A 16,853-nucleotide genomic window follows, 5' to 3' on the forward strand; every position below is an offset into this window, starting at 1 on the left:
ACATGGCGTTGCGCCGCCATACCCACGCAAGATGGCTGCCCGCCCCACGTTTCGTTTTTCGCACATCAAAAAGCAGCCTGCACTCCGCATGTTTCCAGAGTGCAGGCTGCTTTTCACAAACCAAATCGACTATTACGCGACTTGCGTTTGGTGTTCGTCACCCACGCGCTCGCGGATTTTGCCCAAGCGGTACACGGTTTCGCCCTGCTCGGCAAACAGCTTCTCCGCCTGCTCCGCCACTTCGGGCGACACAATCACCACCATGCCGATGCCGCAGTTGAACGTGCGGTACATTTCCGCCGTCGCCACGTTGCCGCCCTGTTGCAGCCATTGGAACAGCTTGGGCATCTGCCATGCGGACGCATCGATTTGGGCAACGCAGTTTTCCGGCAGCACACGCGGCACGTTTTCGGTGATACCGCCGCCGGTAATGTGCGCCATACCTTTGATTTCAAAATGTTTCAACGCTTCCAAAACGGGTTTCACATACAGGCGCGTGGGCGCGATAATCGCTTCGCGCAGGGTTTTACCGCCGTCAAAAGGCGCGTCCAAATCGGGATTGTCGCGCGCCAGGATTTTACGCACCAGCGAATAGCCGTTGGAATGCGCGCCGTTGGAAGCCAGTCCCAGTACGATGTCGCCCGCCCGAATATTGCGGCCGTTAATCACGCGGTCTTTTTCCACCACGCCCACGGCAAAGCCCGCCAAATCGTATTCGCCGTCGGGATACATACCGGGCATTTCCGCCGTTTCGCCGCCAATCAGGGCGCAGCCGGATTCTTCGCAACCGGCCGCAATGCCTTTGACCACATCGGTGGCACGCGCCACATCCAGTTTGCCGCACGCAAAATAATCCAAGAAAAACAAAGGCTCTGCGCCCTGCACCAAAATATCGTTCACGCTCATGGCCACCAAATCGATGCCGACCGTGTCGTGCTTGTCCCATTCGAAGGCGAGCTTGAGTTTGGTGCCCACGCCGTCCGTGCCGCTCACAAGGACGGGGTTTTGATATTTTTTGTTGATTTCCACCAGCGCGCCGAAGCCGCCCAAGCCGCCCAACACTTCGGGGCGCATGGTGCGTTTGGCAAAGGGTTTGATGTTTTCGACCAGTTGGTCGCCCGCGTCGATATCGACGCCTGCGTCGCGGTAGCTTAAGGATTCTTGGGTCATGGAAGGCTTTCTGTGTTGTTGAAACGGGTAGAACAAAGTGCAGGCTGCTTTTTTGCCGCGCAGACAGAAAAAGCAGCCTGCACCCGGGTATTTCGTGCCAGGCGCATTTTATCCTAATTTTGCCCCCAACGGCGGTGTTTGTTTGCCGCCCCCGCTCAATCGAACAGTGCAGGCTGCTTTTCGCGCAAAAACACGTCCAGCGCGGTGTGCCGCCGTTCGGCTTGGCGGCAGGCGGCGTGAAAGCCCTCCATGCTGCCCCAATACGCGAATTTTTCTTTGGCACGGGTGATGGCGGTGTACAGCAGGGCGCGGCTCACGGCGGCTTGCTCCGGCGCGGCATACCACACTTCGCCGTATTCCGAGCCTTGGCTTTTGTGGACGGTCAATGCGAACGCGGTTTCGTGTTCGGGCAGGCGGCTCAACGGCACGCTGCGGTAGGATTCCCCATGGGCGAAGCAGGCCGTCAGCCCCGTTTCGGCCTGTGCAGGCTGCATGATGATGCCCACGTCGCCGTTATACAGATGCTGCGCGGGCGCATTGCGCGTAATCAGGATGATTTGGCCGGCGAACCATGCGGCGTTCGGGGCGATGTGCCGCTGAATTTGCAGGCGCTGCGTGTAATGGCGGTTGATACGTTCGGCATCGTGACGCAGCGCGGTCAGCACCACGCATTTCTGCTGTTCGGCAAAAGCAGCCTGCACATGGCCGCCGTCCACCGCCTGCCAATAAGCCTGGTGCCGCTGCCACAGCATTCGGGCGATTTGGTCGGCATCGTTTTCGTGCTGTTGCAGCGCATCAGGGAAGGCCGCCAGCACATCGCCCACCTGCGCCCCGCCATCCAGCACGGCACGCGCCAGTTGCCCGATGGCGCTGTTTTCGCCGAAGCGGTGACTGCGCGTCAAACGGGCGTGCTGCTGCGACAGGGTTTGCCAGTCGCGGCGGTGCGGCAGATACGTTTGCAGCGCGTTGTGCACCGATTCGGACAGCGGCGGCGTTTGGGTTAAGGCTTCCAGCACCGCACCCGCGCCGACGGACGGCAGCTGTTCCGTGTCGCCCAGCAGGATGACGCGGCAGCCGTCCGCTACGGCTTTGAGCAGTTGCAGACACAAATGGTTGTCCAGCATGGAAGCTTCGTCAATCAGCAGGATATCCACCGGCAGCGGATGCCGTTCGTTATAGGCAGGCTGCATCAGCGGCGGTTTCAGCCCCAACAGGCGGTGCACCGTCTGCCCTTCGATGCGCTGCAAATGTGCGGCCACATGGTCCGGCAGCCCTTTCAGCCGCCCCACGGCATTTTGCAGCGCCTGCGACAAACGCGCGCCCGCCTTCCCCGTGGGCGCCACCAAGGCAATGCGCGGCAGGCTGCCGTCCGAACACAGCAGCGCCAGCAGTTTGGCAACGGTGGTGGTTTTGCCCGTGCCCGGCCCGCCGCTTATCAGCATGAATGGTTGCAGCAGTGCCAAAGTGCAGGCTGCCTGCTGGTCAAAGCTGCCCTCATCGGCAAACCATTGCTGCAATTTGTCCGACACGGCGGCCGGCTCGGGCACGGTGCAGGCTGCCTGCATAATGCGGCGGATGTGCCATGCCAATTCCTGCTCCTGCCGAAAATATTTCGCCAGAAACAACTGCCTGCCGCGCAACACCAGTGGCGTATCGCCGTCCCTGCCGACCAAATCGGGCATGGCGTTTAAGGCGGCCGCTTCCCCGTCGTCCACATAAACCAGCGTGTCGCCCTGCGCCAATGCGTCAAACAGGTGCAGTACGAACGGTTCCGCAGCCGCCGCATTCTCGGGCGACAAACGGTGCAGCAGGCGCACGGCGGCTTGGGCGGCTGCGGCAAACGGCGTATCGTCCGTCAGGATATCGGCCTTCATGCGCCCTGCCCCTTGCGCCAAAGAAATTGTTTCTGGTTATGCAGATTGCGACCTTTCGCGTCCATCAGCATGCGGAAAAAGTCCAATCCGTAGCGTTTGCCCAATTTGTCGGCACGCTTTTTCAGTTTTTCGATGTTCAATTCGGGTTCGCTGCAAAAGGCCAGCACCGCCACATTGCCGTGGGTGGTGGCCGGCACTTCCAAAACGCGGTTGTCGAAAATCGTGCGCAGCCGTTGCAGGAACAGCGGATAGCGTTTGTCGCCGCTCCACCAGTTGGCGGCAAAAATGCCTTTTTCGCTCAATGCCATGTGGCAGTCGTGGAAAAACGGCTCGGCCACCAGTTCGTCGATAATCTGCACGCCGTCAAAGCCGTCCACCAGCACCACGTCGGTATTGCCGCGCAGAATCTGAATATATTCCGCGCCGTCCGCTTCGATAATCTGGAACGCGTCGCCCTCGAAATCCAGGTAGAACGAGGCGCGGGCAATCTGAATCACCTGTGGGTTGATTTCCACGGCGGTTTGGCGGCAGTCGGGCAGATAATGGTGCAGCCAGCGGGCGAACGAGCCGCCGCCCAAGCCGATTTGCGTGATGTGCTGCGGCAGTTCGTCCGCAAACAGCAGCCACGACATCATGGCGCGGCTGTACGACAGTACCAATTCCACCGGATTGTCCACGTTCATGGAGCTTTGAATGGTGGGCGTGCCCAAATGCAGCGAGCGGATGTTGCCTAGCTCGGAAATATTGGCTTCGGGCAAGGTGTTGCGGAAAAAGCGGTTGCGGCGGAAGGGGTGGGTCATGATTCGGTTTCTGAAGTTGGGTTGGCGGATTCGGGGAGTGCGTGGAAGCAAAAGCCGTCGGCATCGAGCGACAGATAGCCGCCTTCGCCGTGTTTCCAGTCGGGCAGCACATAGCGCGTCACGGCGCGGTGGCCGCATTGGTGTTGATGGGTATTTGGCCGGTGCGTGTGCCCGTGCACGATGGCATCGAATGGGGCGTGGTTTACAAAAGCAGCCTGCACGCCGGCTTCGGTAACATCGGCAATGGCATATACGTCGGCGCTTTTTTGGCGTTGGCGGCTGGCGTTGCGCATTTTCTCGGCAATACGGCGGCGCAGGGCGAACGGCAGGCTCAAAAGCAGCCTGCACACCCATGGGCGGCGGATGACGGTGCGGTATTTTTGGTAATCCGTGTCGTCGGTGCACATTTCATCGCCGTGCGTGAGCAGAATCCGCCTACCGTGCCGTTCAATGACGCAGGGTTCGGGCAGAATCTGTATTCCGGCGCGGGCGGCATAGGCATTGCCCAGCAGGAAGTCGCGGTTGCCGGCCATGAAATACACGGGGGCGCGGCGGGCAAAGGCGGCCAATGCTTCGGCCACTTGCGCGGCGGTGCGGCTTGGGTCGTCGTCGCCCGTCCATGCTTCAAACAGGTCACCCAGAATATACAATTCGGCGGCGGTTTCCGCGTGCTCGTGCAGGAAGCGGCACAGCAGGCGGGTCAGCTCCGGTTCGTGGTCGGAAAGGTGCAAATCGGCAATGAATAGGGTCTGCATAGCGTTGGGAAAAGTGCAGGCTGCTTTTGAATCCGTCCGAAAGCAGCCTGCACTTTCGGATGGGGCGGTTTATTGAATCAATATGGCCGATATGCAGGCTGCTTTTTGCGCGGGTGCTATCCGGCAGCCTGCACGTATTGGGCGTATTGCGCTTCGTCAAAGCCTGCCAATACACCGTTGCCGTCCGTCAGAATGGGGCGTTTGATAAGGCTGGGGTATGCGCACATCAGCGCGATGGCGCCGGATTCGTCGGCCGCCTGCGCCTGCTCTTCGGGCGTGAGTTTGCGCCATGTCGTGCCGCGCTTGTTCAACAAAATTTCCAGTGGGACGTGTTGCAGGCAGGCAGCCAGCCATTCCGCCGTGAGCGCTTCTTTTTTGAAATCGTGAAACACATAGTCTATCTGCCGCGCTTCCAGCCATGCGCGTGCTTTTTTCACTGTCGAGCAGTTGGTGATGCCGTAAAGATGCCGCATAAATTTGTCCTGACACAAAAAAATATCGGCTATTGTACGAAATTCATTATTTTTTGTCTTGTCGTTCTGCGAATTTGCCGTTATCCTTCCCATGTTCGGCAATCATTTGCCGCCTTTTTCCATCCGCAACCCACAGGAAACGCAACATGAAAAAATTATGGCTCGGCGGTTTGGCCGTCTGCTTGCTTAGCGCTTGTTCTCCTTCACAAATTTCCAAATCCGATGTGCAAAAGGCATTGGACGCGTCCAAAACCCTGAACCAAATCTGCGTGCCTTTCCAACTGACCATCGACACGCGCCTGAAAGAAAATGACGAAATCACGCAAGAATTGCTGGGCGCACGCGAAGTCCGCTTCCTGAAACGCCGCCCCGACGGCAAACACGCCAACCATGCCGCCGCAGAGCAAATGGAAGCCTTGGTGGATGCCGGCATTTACAGCAGCGCGGAAAGCAAGCGCATCGGCGAAGGCGAAGAAACCATCCGCTATTATTCCTACCAGCTCACGCCCAAAGGCGAAAATTATTTCGTTCCGTCTCCGCACGGCGCGCTGTTGTGCGTCGGCCAACAAAAAGTGACCGACATCCGCTATTACACCGAGCCCACCCCCGCCAACGGCATCACCGTGAGCCAAGTGGCGTATCAGGCCGACATCCAAATGCCTTCTTGGGCGAAAACGCTGCTGCGCGACACCCCGATGTACGAAGATTTGAAACAGCCGCTGAACGAAAAAATCACACTGGTGAAAACCAATGGCGGCTGGCGCGACATCCGCCAAATCCGCCGCGATTTATATTGATACGGCACAACATCCGAACCACACGCCTGTTTACGAACGGGCGTTTTGCGTGAAAAGCAGCCTGCACGCCGCAACGCAACACTGGCTCGGACATTCATGGCCGCCCTGCCTGCCCCACACGGGTGCAGGCTGCTTTTTGCCAACCCAGCCGCACACAACATAGAAAGGACACACCATGCCAGCAGAACGCACCGCATTACACGCTCCCATGCGCATCATGGGCATTCACGCCACCACCACATTGGACAAAGCCCACGAAACCCTCAACCGCCTGTGGACGGACTGGCAGAACCACAAAGCCTCGCGCCTGCCCTCGTTCACGCTCACCGTCTATTGCGTGTACCAATACAACGACGCAGAGCCCGACCAAGTCAGCATCACACTCGGCCGCCTGGTCGCACTCGACCTGCCCACGCCCGATTTCGCCCACGAAACCCAGCTGCCCGCACAAGACTACCTGCGTTACGACGTGCCCGATTTAGAGCCGCAAAGCCTGTTCAACACCTGGAAACGCATCGAGCAAACCGAAAACCTGCCGCGCCTGTTCACCACCGATTTCGAAGCACACCCCATCAACGGCGCACCGCGCATTTATATCGGCGTGGCGGCAGAAAAAGAGTAATTTCATGAAATTCAAAAATATCAAGCCGATTGTGCAAAAAGCCTTGTCCGTGCTCAACCGCTTGGACGCACTGCTGCCCCCCGAAGAGCGCGAACCCGATTGGGCGGCCAGCATCGCCTTCCGTTGGCAAAAAGCGGGCAACCGTGGCATTTTGCACAGCCTGCCACACCCGCACACCTTCCCGCTGAACCGCCTAGCCGCCATCGACACCCAAATGCGGCAACTGGTGCGCAACACCGAGCAGTTTCTGGCAGGCCGCGCTGCCAACAATGTTTTGCTGACCGGCGCGCGCGGCACCGGCAAATCGTCGCTGGTCAAAGCGCTGCTGCACGAATACGCCGAACAAGGCCTGCGCCTGATTGAAGTGGACAAACACGATTTGGCCACCCTGCCCGTGCTCTTGGTGCTGCTGGAACCGCGCCCCGAAAAATTCATCGTGTTTTGCGACGATTTGTCGTTTGAAGAAGGCGAAGACGGCTACAAAGCCCTGAAAACCGCGTTGGATGGCAGCCTGTCGCGCCGCGCCGACAATGTTTTGGTTTATGCCACCTCCAACCGCCGCCACCTGATGCCCGAATACATGCACGAAAACGTGCAAACCGGCGGCGAAATCCACCAAAAAGAAGCGGTGGAAGAAAAAGTTTCGCTGTCCGACCGCTTCGGGCTGTGGCTCAGCTTTTATCCGTTTTCGCAAGACGAATATTTGGCCGCCGCCCGCTTGTGGCTGCTCGATTTCGGCACGAAATGGGACGACACCGCGCGGAAAGCCGCCCTCAACTGGGCGCAATCGCGCGGCAGCCGTTCGGGACGCACGGCTTACCAGTTTGCCTGCGACTGGGCGGGACGCTTGCCCGAAGAGCGCACCGTGTAAAAAATATAAAATAAAAACAAACAACAATGAACTTATTAACCACTATCCTGCTGGCCTTGGGCATGTCGGTCGATGCCTTTGCCGCCGCATTGGCGCGCGGTGCAGGCAGCCTGCACTATACTTGGCGGCAAACCGTTAAAACCGCGCTGATTTTCGGCATTGTCGAAACCATAACGCCGCTCATCGGCTGGCTGGCCGGCAGCATGGCGCAGAAATTTATTGCCGAATACGACCACTGGCTGGCGTTCGGCCTGCTGCTGGCGCTGGGGCTGAAAATGATTTGGGGCGCGCTGCATGACGACGACGAAGCCGCCGCTGCCGACGGAAACCCCACCGACGCTACCCTGCTACTGACCGTCGTCACCGCCATCGCCACCAGCATCGATTCCATGGTGGTGGGCGTGGGCTTGGCCTTTTTGGACGCCAATATCTGGCTCACCGCCCTGGCCATCGGCACCAGCACCACCATCATGGCAGCCATCGGCCTGCGACTCGGCCGCCTGCTCGGTCAGAAAATCGGCAGCCGTGCAGAAATGGCGGGCGGCGTAGTGCTTATCGGCATCGGCACGTTTATCTTATTGGAGCATTTGGGTTATTTGAACGTCTGAACCCCGTTTTAGCTTCGCAGAAACTGCGTTTTCCGTGTGCAGGCTGCTTTTTCCCATCATTTTGCTTATCGAGAACCACCATGAACCCCCTCATCACCGACTACCCGCTCTCCACCGCACGCACACCCGTTATTGTCGCGCTGGATTTTGCCAACGAACACGACACGCTTGCCTTTGTGCGCCGCCTGTCGCCCGAATTGTGCCAACTCAAAATCGGCAAAGAACTCTTCACCGCCACCGGCCGCAGCCTGGTGGAAAAGCTGATTCAGCAAGGCTTCAAACTGTTTCTAGATTTGAAATACCACGACATCCCCAACACCGTTGCCCAAGCCTGCAAAGTGGCGGCCGACATGGGCGTGTGGCTGGTCGATATGCACGCTTCGGGCGGGCGGCGCATGATGGAAGCGGCGGCCGACGCGGTGGCCAATTACCGCCAGCGTCCGCAGCTCATCGGCGTTACCGTGCTCACCAGCATGGAACAGGGCGACCTGCGCGAGCTCGGTTTCACGCAAACACCCGAAGAATTGGTGCTGGCATGGGCGGCATTGGCGAAGGATTCGGGTTTGGACGGCGTGGTCTGCTCCGCGCATGAAGCCCAAGCCCTGCGCCAATCACTGGGCAACGAATTCCTGCTGGTCACGCCCGGCATCCGCCTCGACGTGGCCGGCAACAACGACGACCAGCGCCGCATTATGACGCCGCAACAGGCGCTTGCCGCCGGTTCGAGCTATCTGGTGATGGGGCGGCCGATTACACAGGCGGCAGACCCGGTGGCCGTGTTGCAGCAAATCAATCACGGCGTTTTATAGTGAATTAAAATCGCAATGATACGGCGTTGGCTCGCCTTGACGTACTATTTGTACGCCTTGCGGCTCGCCGCCTTGCCTCATTTTTATTTTAATCCACTATATAAACGCTTTAAAATCAATGCGAAAAAGCAGCCTGCACTTTGGTTTTCAGAGTGCAGGCTGCTTTTAAAAGGGGATTTGCGGGATGTGTGCCGCTCAACAACAGTCCCAGCTGTACATCACGCGGGAAAAATCGCGGCGGCGCAGATCATCGGGATGGATGAACAGGTGGCCGACACCGGCATCGCCCCACATGGTGTGTTTGTCGTCGCTGTCGAGCTGCATCAGCTGCACATATTCGCGGAATGCCGGCACCGAGGCGCGCGGGTCTTCCTGCGTGAACTCGGGATAGCCGCCGATGCGGTGGCCGCCGTTATAGTAGCCGTGTTTGTCTGTGGCACTTTCGGCAAATACGAATTCGGTATAGGCATCGCAGGCGGCTCCGTCGTCGTGTTCGTAGTTGTCGTAGGTGATGTCGGGCACGCCTTCGCCGCGCAGGTGCAGGGTGCAGTCTTGAAACGAAGGAAACTGGCTACCGGATTGGAAACGGATGGCGCAGGGATGAACGAACGGGGGATGGCTTTCGCCCTCCATGCCCCAGTCTTTGATGCGCCGCCACAGGCTACGCTTGGGCGGCGGCACGGGCGGAACGTTTTCCAGAAAGGAGAAGTCCCGCACCAGCGCATCATCCGACAGCACTTCGGGATAGTACAGCACGCGGAAGCCATCTTGATTCAACGGATTTTTGGAATCCAAGCCCCAACAGTTGAAGAAGCCGTGCAGGTTGATAAACCATTGCAGGATGCCGCTTGTTGGAAAATCGGGCAGTGGCGGCATTTCGGCGAAGTTGATTTGCGCGAGCAGGGTCAGCGGCTGGTGGTAGGGGTTGCGCGGGTATTCTGCGTCAAGCGGCAGATAGGGCAACCCGCCGATTTTGCTCTGGCTCAAGGTCAGATTACCGCAGGGCTCGAGAGTGATTTCGGCAGTGGGTTTCTCGGCAGCGAGAATGGCCGCTTTGTAGGGGGCAAGAAGGGGATGGTCGGGCACACGCATGATGTCTCCTTTGGAAATGGGATTTATCCAGACAAGAAGTGACTAACGTTTAATTTTATTTTCCAGCAGTTCCCGTCCCAATGCCTCCCCAAGTGCAGGCTGCTTTTCACACAGAATATTCTATTCGGCGGGACGGTATTCCTTTTTCAGCCGGATATACAGCGTGCGCGTGGCCACGGCGATGGTTTCGTTGCGGGCATTGAAAATGCGCACGGTGAACACGGGAAAATGCTTTTCGCCATTCGCCGTGGCGGCTTCAATGCTGGTGCGGTCGGCGTGGCTCAGGCGGCAGTCCAGATACACTTCGCCCATCGCCGGTTGGACAAACTCGATATGCGCGGATTTGTCCCACACATAATATTTGTCGCCATACAGGCAGCCGAGCATGATGGGGTAAATCGGGTCGGTCAGCGCAAACAGGCTGCCGCCGAACTGGCTGCCGTGCGTGTTTTTGGTGTTGAACCAGTTGCGCAGGCGGGCGCGGCAGTGCATGAAATCGTCCGACAAATATGTGATTTGTATGCCGGCGAAAAACAGCGGCGACCACCAGTTCAGGCGGCGGCGCAGGGCGGCGGCGGTTTTCGGGCGTTTGCGGGGCAGCGGCAGCATAATCAGTCTTCGCCTTGGTCGTCGGTGGCAAAGAAAAGATGCTGCACGGCAAACGGGCTGCCGTCTTCTGCAAACATGCTGTGCTGCGCGGCAGCGTGTTTCACCACCAGCAGGTGCAGGCTGCCTGATTGGTTAATCACAATGCCTGCTTCCGCCTGCTGCGCGTCCTGCACAGGTACGCCTGCGGGCTGCGGCACGGCATTTTCCGCCACCGCCAAACCGCGTTTGACCTGTCCGCGGTATTGCGCGCGGGCAATGATTTCCTGCCCGGGATAACAGCCTTTGCGGAAATGCACGCCGCCGATGGTGTGCTGGTTCAGCATTTGCGCTACACAGGTTTCGCTGGTGGCCGCGCTAATCCACGGATAGCCGCACAGGATTTCGTGGCGGTTCCATGCGGATTCAGCCGCAGCGTCATGGGCCGGTAAATCGGATTTCGGCGCCAAAGTCAGGCAGCCGCCGTGGGGCAGTTCGATTTGCCCTGCTTCATTGCACGATAATTGCAGTTTCGGTTCGCTCGGATACACTACCGGCGCGTTCTCCGGCAGGCAGCCTGCAACGCCCCAATCGGCCAAAACCTCCATCTGCACTTTGGCGCGCAGCACGAACATCCGCAAACGCTTGGCCACTTTTTCCGCCAAATCCGCCGCCAAAATCAGGAAAACGGCATCATCCGCGCAATACGCCAGCATATTGGCAATGACGCGGCCTTTCGGCGTGTTGTAAGTGGCATAGCACGCCGTTTTTTCACTTAAATTTTTAATATCGTTGGAAAATTGGTTGTGCAGAAATTCGTGGCGGTCATCGCCGGTAACGCGAATCACGCCGAAAAAAGGCAATAGTGTGTTCATAAAAACCTCTGATGTGTTAATGGTCGGTAAGCGCTTTGCCCAGAATGAGCACGTCCGCTGTCCGTTTCGGCATTTCGCACACGGCGGGCAGCCGCCCCCAGGTTTCAAAGCCGAAGCGTTCAAACAGATGCAGGCTGGCGGCATTGTGGGCGAAAATCACCGCCAGCACGTTGCGAATCCCCAAATCGGGCGCGAGCGCCAGCATAAATGCCAGAATTTCGCGCCCCAAGCCGCGCCCGCGGTAGGATTCGTGGATATAAATGCTGATTTCTGCGCTGATTCGGTAGGCCTCGCGCGGATAATAATCGCTGAAACTGGCCCATGCGACCATGTTCTGCTGATCGTCGCGCCACACATAAAGCGGGCGATGCGGCTGCCGGTGGGCATCGAACCATGCCTGTCGCTGTTCGATGCGGATAGGTTGCAAATCGGCGGTGGACTGCCCGGAAGCCACGGTGCTGTTGTAAATGGCGACAATCTCCGCCAGATCGCCCTGCCGTGCGCGCCGCGGTGTCATGCGATGAGCTTGGAAATGTTTTTAAATTGCGGATGTTGCGCGTCTTGCAGCATTTGGAACAGCAGGCTTTCGATATTGCTGATGTGCACGCCGACCTCGCGCATTTGGTCGATGCCGTTTTGCTTGTTGGCGGCAGTGCGCGATGTTACGCATTCCTGCGGCACATACACTTCAAAGCCTTGCCCGCGCAAATCCCATGCAGTCTGCAACACGCAAATATGGGCTTCGCAGCCAATCAGGATGACGTTTTGCGGTTTGTGTTGTGCCAAAGCAGCCTGCACTTCTTCAGTGAAGGCAGAAAAGCGCGTTTTTTCAAACACGGGGGCATCATTCAGCAGTACGGCCACATCGGCAACGGTTTTGCCCAAGCCTTTGGGGTATTGCTCCGTGAGAATGATGGGCAGCGACAGGTATTGGCTGCCCTGAATCCAACGGCGGCATGCGGCGGCAAACTCTGCCGACTGATGCAGCACGGGCAGCAGTCGCTCCTGAATATCGACCACCAGCACAACGGTATTTTGATGATTTAACATGTGTATGCTCCTTGCCAAACGGTTTACTGCAAACAAAAGCAGCCTGCACTTCGATATTCAAGGTGCAGGCTGCTTTTTCGGATTATTCGCTGCGGTTTTGACGACGCAGCACCGCAGGGGTTTCAAAATCGTCAATCACGGATTGGTTGGAAAAATCGGCGGCCACCAAATTGATGCTGCGGGCATCGCGGCCGGAACGAATCAGGGTTTCCACGCCGTTATGGAATGCGTGCGTATCCTGAACCGGACGTGCAGGCTGCATTGGGCGCGCATAAGATTCGTGCATGGCATAATCGCTGTCGCGCAGGCCGGTGGCGATAATGGTGATGCGGATGGCGTCTTCCGGCATGGATTCGTCTTCCGCCGTACCGAATTTCAGTTCCGCATCGGGCGCGGCGTAATTGTTCACCACCGACATGATTTCTTCGTATTCGTCCAAAATGAAGCTGTCCGGCGCCGTGGTGATATTGACCAGCACGCCGCGCGCACCGCTCAAACTCACATCGTCCAACAGCGGGCTGGAAATTGCCTGTTCCACCGCCACGCGCGCACGGTCGCTGCCTTTGGATTCGCCAATCCCCATCATCGCCATGCCTGTAATGCTCATCATGTTTTTCACGTCGGCAAAGTCCAAGTTAATCAAACCGGGCGATGTGATGATTTCCGAAATCCCCGCCACGCCGTTGCGCAATACATTATTGGCGGCACGGAATGCGGCACGCACGGTAACGCCTTTGCCCAATGCGCTGAGCAGCTTGTCGTTCGGCACCACAATCAGCGAATCCACATGCTGTTTCAGCAAATCAATGCCTTGCTGGGCAACTTGCGTGCGCTTGCCTTCGTGCTTGAACGGGCGTGTAACCACGGCCACCGTCAAAATACCCATTTCTTTGGCAATTTCAGCAATCACCGGTGCCGCGCCCGTGCCTGTGCCGCCGCCCATGCCGGTGGTGATGAAGAGCATATTCGCGCCGCTGATGGCTTTGGAAATGGCTTCGCGGTCTTCCAATGCGGCATCGCGCCCCACTTCCGGATTTGCACCCGCACCCAAACCGCGCGTCAAACTTGCCCCTAATTGGATTTTGGTGGCTGCCTGGCTGTTGCTCAATGATTGGGAATCGGTATTGGCGCTGATATATTCCACGCCGCAAATCGGATTTTCAATCATATTGTTGATGGCATTACAGCCGCCGCCGCCCACGCCAATCACCTTGATGACTGCCGCGCCCGTGGTTGCTTCTACAAGATTAGAGACAAAGTTTGTCATGTTTTACTCCTCACGTTATTCGTAACGTGTACTCAAACAAAATAAAAATATGAATTCGATAAAGTGCAGGCTGCCTGAACGCTTATAAATTTTCCCGCATCCAAGTAACGATTCGCGTGAAAATATTGGCCTTGCGCGGTCTCGGTTCCGGCAAATCCAATGCCTGCATATCGGTATTTTTCTCATTGTCCGCGCGTTTGTTCTGCGACGAACCGCCCGTTTTGTCTTTATTGCCAAACGATGCGGAACGCACACTGCCCGTAGAACCACCGTTTTTCTGTTGCACGCGCTCTTTTGCAGCCTCCAGCAAGCCCATGGCAGTGGAATAACGCGGATTGCGGATACGCTCCGACAAATGTCCCGAATCGTGCGGCACACCGATGCGCGCCGGCAGATTAAAGACCTCTTCTGTCAATTCTACCACGCCGCGCAGCAATGATGCACCGCCCGTCAGGACAATGCCCGATGTGAGCAGCTCTTCCGGATAGCCGGCATGACGCAGCTCGTTTAATGTCAGCAGCAAGATTTCCTCAACGCGCGGCCCGATAACGCTGGCCAAATTGCGGCGGGCAATCTGGCGCGGCGGACGGTTGCCCACGCTGGGCACTTCCACCATTTCATCCAAACCGTCCAAATCTTCCAGCGCCACGCCGTGATAGGTTTTAATGCGTTCTGCCGCATGATACGGTGTGCGCAAGGCTTGCGCCAAATCGCGCGTGATGTGGTCGCCCGCAATCGGAATCACGGCGGTGTGGCGGATGGCGCCGTTGGTATAAACCGCAATATCAGTCGTGCCGCCGCCAATATTAATCACGCACACGCCCAATTCTTTTTCGTCTTCGGTCAGCACCGCTTCGGCGCAAACCAAAGGCTGCAGCATAATGGCATCCACTTCCAGCTGGCAGCGTTTGATACATTTTTGAATGTTCTGCAGCGCCGTTACCGCCCCTGTAATAATGTGTACGCGCGTATCCAAGCGTACGCCGCTCATGCCGATCGGTTCACGCACGCCCAGTTGGTTGTCGATAATATATTCCTGCACCACCGTGTGCAAAATTTGGTGGTCCGGTGGAATATTGACGGCTTTGGCCGTGTCTTTGGCACGTTCCACATCGGCTTTGCTCACTTCGCCGTCTTTGATTTTCACTACGCCTTGCGAATTAAGGCTGCGGATATGGTTGCCGGTAATCCCTGTCGTCACGCTGCGGATTTTGCAGCCTGCCATGCGCTCTGCCTCCGCAATCACGGCTTTAATATCTTGAGTGGTCGCATCGATATTGGTGACCATGCCCGCAGTCAATCCGCGCGATTCCACCTCTGCCACGCCGACAATATTGATTTCGTCATCCACCACCTCGCCCACCAAAGCGATAACCGTTGAGGTGCCGATATCGAGTGCGCAGATATATTGCTGTTTTTCGTTCATGTTTCTTCCATTATTCTTGAATACTATTGTCGGCTGCCGTTTGTTCTGCCCGCACCAGAGGATTGAATTCCGCCGGGACATCTGCATTGAGTTTGACGGCAAATGCGTGCGGATAACGCATATCCACATAATCCAAATACGGTGCCAATACACTCAATTCGGATTGCCAATATTGAATCAGCCGTTGAACCCGGGTGTGGATATCTTGTTTACCCAAGCGCACTTCCACACCGTTGGTCAGGCGCATTGTCCATGCGCCGCGCGCATCATATTTTAAACGTTCGATTTCCAAACGCAAAGATTTTAATTGCCCGTTAAGCAAATGATATTGCTTCATTACTGTGTTCAGTTCGTCTGCCGGCGCATCGAATTCGGGCAATTTCTCATCTGTGGGCGCTTGGAAAACACGGCCGCTGCTGTCCACCAGCCCCGCTTCCGTGCCATTGTTCAGCCATCGTGCAACGGCATGATATTCCTGCACATCAATTTTGATGCTGGAAAACGACACTCTGCTGACTTTGGCCTGTGCCACCCACGGCGTGGCCTGTGCGGCTTTTTGCGCCTGATGCACGTTGACCGAAAAAAAGCTGCCGGTCAGGCTCGGCAATACGGACTGGAATATCTGCTGCCGATTGGCATTTTGAAATTCGGTGCTGCCGCGTTCGTTCACAATATCAATTTGTGCAATTTGGAAATAGCGGTGTTGTTCAATATATTTCGCCAGCAGGACGATAACGGCAAGAGCGCACAAATATACAAAAAATTTCATGTACTTCAAAGATTTCACCTGCGCTCATCTTGTGCATTCTGCAATACGGCGATACACAAATCGGCAAAGGAGATACCGATTTGCAGGGCAGATTTCGGAATCAGGCTGTGGCTGGTCATGCCGGGCAGCGTATTAGCTTCGAGGATATACAGGCAGCCTGCACTGTCTTTCAGGAAATCGATGCGCCCCAATGTGTTGCCGCCACCAATCGCTGCAAAGGCTTCTTGCGCCAAATGCTGCATGGTGCGTTCGTCTTCGCCGCTCAAATCGGAAGGGCACAGATAAACGGTGTCGTCGCGCAGGTATTTGGCTTCGTAATCGTAAAACTCGGTTTGCGGGATAATGTGGATGCTGGGCAGGGCTTTGCCGTTGAACACGCCGCAAGTGTATTCGCCGCCCGACATAAACTGTTCGGCCAGAATCACGCCGTGCAGCCCCATATCGCGTAATTGGGCATATTGTTGCGCCAATTCTCCGGCCTGTTTGATTTTGACCACGCCGACGCTGCTGCCTTCTGCGGCCGGCTTGATGAACAGCGGCAGTCCGAGTTTTTGTTCCACGGCGGCAAAATCGCTGTCGTCGTGCAGCACTTCAAACGGCGGCACAGGCAAGCCCAATGCCGACCAAATCAGCTTGCAGCGGTATTTGTCCATGCCCAATGCCGATGCCAACACGCCGCAGCCTGTGTAGGGGATGCCCAATGCTTCCAATGCGCCCTGCACCGTGCCGTCTTCGCCGTAAGTGCCGTGCAGGATGTTGAACGCCATATCGAAATTCTGCGTTTTCAGTTCGGACAATTCCATTTCAGCCGGGTCGAAAGCGTGGGCATCTACGCCGCGACTTTGCAGGGCTTCCAAAATGGCTTTCCCGCTAATCAGTGAAATTTCCCGCTCTGACGAAAAACCGCCCATCAATACGGCCACTTTACCAAAATGCTGCATGTTCCCATTCCTATGCAATAAACAGTACAAGCAGCCTGCACGCAACAGCGGGGTGCAGGCTGCTTTTTT

The 16,853-nt window shown here is 56.9% G+C and carries 19 protein-coding genes; 5 read left to right on the top strand and 14 right to left on the bottom strand.

What is annotated here, in order from left to right:
• Positions 1-132: 132 nt before the first annotated feature.
• The 5 genes from purM to HMPREF9098_RS02825 form a co-directional block, all read right to left on the bottom strand.
• A complete protein-coding gene (purM, locus tag HMPREF9098_RS02805; protein ID WP_003781814.1) occupies positions 133-1,170 on the bottom strand; it encodes a phosphoribosylformylglycinamidine cyclo-ligase in 1,038 nt (345 codons plus the stop codon).
• Positions 1,171-1,325: 155 nt separating this feature from the next.
• On the bottom strand, positions 1,326-3,044 hold the full coding sequence (gene recD / locus HMPREF9098_RS02810) for an exodeoxyribonuclease V subunit alpha (protein ID WP_003781816.1): 1,719 nt from the start codon (positions 3,042-3,044) through the stop codon (positions 1,326-1,328).
• On the bottom strand, positions 3,041-3,847 hold the full coding sequence (locus HMPREF9098_RS02815) for a polyamine aminopropyltransferase (protein ID WP_169309630.1): 807 nt from the start codon (positions 3,845-3,847) through the stop codon (positions 3,041-3,043). Before HMPREF9098_RS02815 ends, recD begins: the two co-directional genes overlap by 4 nt.
• Complete coding sequence (locus tag HMPREF9098_RS02820) at positions 3,841-4,599, bottom strand: UDP-2,3-diacylglucosamine diphosphatase (RefSeq protein WP_003781821.1); 759 nt, start codon at positions 4,597-4,599, stop codon at positions 3,841-3,843. The genes HMPREF9098_RS02815 and HMPREF9098_RS02820 overlap by 7 nt, the downstream gene beginning before the upstream one ends.
• Before the next feature lie 116 nt (positions 4,600-4,715).
• Positions 4,716-5,072, bottom strand: coding sequence for an ArsC family reductase (locus HMPREF9098_RS02825; protein ID WP_040564211.1), 357 nt, complete (start codon positions 5,070-5,072; stop codon positions 4,716-4,718).
• 146 nt (positions 5,073-5,218) lie between these two features.
• On the opposite strand from HMPREF9098_RS02825, the gene HMPREF9098_RS02830 reads away from it, so the two are divergent.
• From HMPREF9098_RS02830 to pyrF, 5 genes are all read left to right on the top strand, one after another.
• Positions 5,219-5,869: an SEN1982 family lipoprotein gene (locus HMPREF9098_RS02830; protein ID WP_003781823.1), complete on the top strand. Its 651-nt coding sequence runs from the start codon at positions 5,219-5,221 to the stop codon at positions 5,867-5,869.
• 175 nt (positions 5,870-6,044) lie between these two features.
• Entirely contained in the window at positions 6,045-6,491 is a 447-nt protein-coding gene (locus HMPREF9098_RS02835; RefSeq protein WP_040564212.1) for an effector binding domain-containing protein, read from the top strand.
• A gap of 4 nt (positions 6,492-6,495) precedes the next feature.
• On the top strand, positions 6,496-7,362 hold the full coding sequence (locus tag HMPREF9098_RS02840) for an ATP-binding protein (RefSeq protein WP_003781828.1): 867 nt from the start codon (positions 6,496-6,498) through the stop codon (positions 7,360-7,362).
• Positions 7,363-7,388: 26 nt separating this feature from the next.
• Entirely contained in the window at positions 7,389-7,970 is a 582-nt protein-coding gene (locus HMPREF9098_RS02845; RefSeq protein ID WP_003781829.1) for a manganese efflux pump MntP, read from the top strand.
• A gap of 80 nt (positions 7,971-8,050) precedes the next feature.
• Positions 8,051-8,779, top strand: a complete 729-nt coding sequence (gene pyrF / locus HMPREF9098_RS02850; RefSeq protein ID WP_003781830.1) for an orotidine-5'-phosphate decarboxylase — start codon at positions 8,051-8,053, stop codon at positions 8,777-8,779.
• 195 nt (positions 8,780-8,974) lie between these two features.
• On the opposite strand, the gene HMPREF9098_RS02855 is transcribed toward pyrF, so the two are convergent.
• From HMPREF9098_RS02855 to HMPREF9098_RS02895, 9 genes are all read right to left on the bottom strand, one after another.
• Positions 8,975-9,871 carry a YwqG family protein gene (locus tag HMPREF9098_RS02855; protein ID WP_040564213.1) on the bottom strand — a complete coding sequence of 299 codons (897 nt, stop codon included), beginning with the start codon at positions 9,869-9,871 and terminating at the stop codon, positions 8,975-8,977.
• A gap of 120 nt (positions 9,872-9,991) precedes the next feature.
• Positions 9,992-10,480 (bottom strand): PaaI family thioesterase, encoded by a 489-nt coding sequence (locus HMPREF9098_RS02860; protein WP_003781833.1) that lies wholly within the window; start codon positions 10,478-10,480, stop codon positions 9,992-9,994.
• Between the two features lie 2 nt (positions 10,481-10,482).
• Complete coding sequence (gene ygfZ / locus HMPREF9098_RS02865) at positions 10,483-11,331, bottom strand: CAF17-like 4Fe-4S cluster assembly/insertion protein YgfZ (protein ID WP_003781834.1); 849 nt, start codon at positions 11,329-11,331, stop codon at positions 10,483-10,485.
• Positions 11,332-11,347: 16 nt separating this feature from the next.
• Positions 11,348-11,848 (bottom strand): GNAT family N-acetyltransferase, encoded by a 501-nt coding sequence (locus HMPREF9098_RS02870; protein ID WP_003781835.1) that lies wholly within the window; start codon positions 11,846-11,848, stop codon positions 11,348-11,350.
• The gene (locus HMPREF9098_RS02875) at positions 11,845-12,381 is read right to left on the bottom strand and encodes an isochorismatase family protein (RefSeq protein WP_003781836.1); all 537 of its coding nucleotides are present in this window, start codon (positions 12,379-12,381) and stop codon (positions 11,845-11,847) included. The genes HMPREF9098_RS02870 and HMPREF9098_RS02875 overlap by 4 nt, the downstream gene beginning before the upstream one ends.
• Before the next feature lie 82 nt (positions 12,382-12,463).
• Positions 12,464-13,648, bottom strand: coding sequence for a cell division protein FtsZ (gene ftsZ / locus HMPREF9098_RS02880; RefSeq protein WP_003781837.1), 1,185 nt, complete (start codon positions 13,646-13,648; stop codon positions 12,464-12,466).
• Between the two features lie 82 nt (positions 13,649-13,730).
• Positions 13,731-15,074 carry a cell division protein FtsA gene (gene ftsA / locus HMPREF9098_RS02885; protein WP_003781838.1) on the bottom strand — a complete coding sequence of 448 codons (1,344 nt, stop codon included), beginning with the start codon at positions 15,072-15,074 and terminating at the stop codon, positions 13,731-13,733.
• A gap of 10 nt (positions 15,075-15,084) precedes the next feature.
• Positions 15,085-15,843 (bottom strand): cell division protein FtsQ/DivIB, encoded by a 759-nt coding sequence (locus HMPREF9098_RS02890; protein WP_172460039.1) that lies wholly within the window; start codon positions 15,841-15,843, stop codon positions 15,085-15,087.
• 14 nt (positions 15,844-15,857) lie between these two features.
• Positions 15,858-16,784 carry a D-alanine--D-alanine ligase gene (locus HMPREF9098_RS02895; RefSeq protein WP_003781840.1) on the bottom strand — a complete coding sequence of 309 codons (927 nt, stop codon included), beginning with the start codon at positions 16,782-16,784 and terminating at the stop codon, positions 15,858-15,860.
• Positions 16,785-16,853: the final 69 nt, after the last annotated feature.

It is taken from the genome of Kingella denitrificans ATCC 33394 (assembly GCF_000190695.1).
GTDB classification, from domain to species: Bacteria; Pseudomonadota; Gammaproteobacteria; order Burkholderiales; family Neisseriaceae; genus Kingella_A; species Kingella_A denitrificans.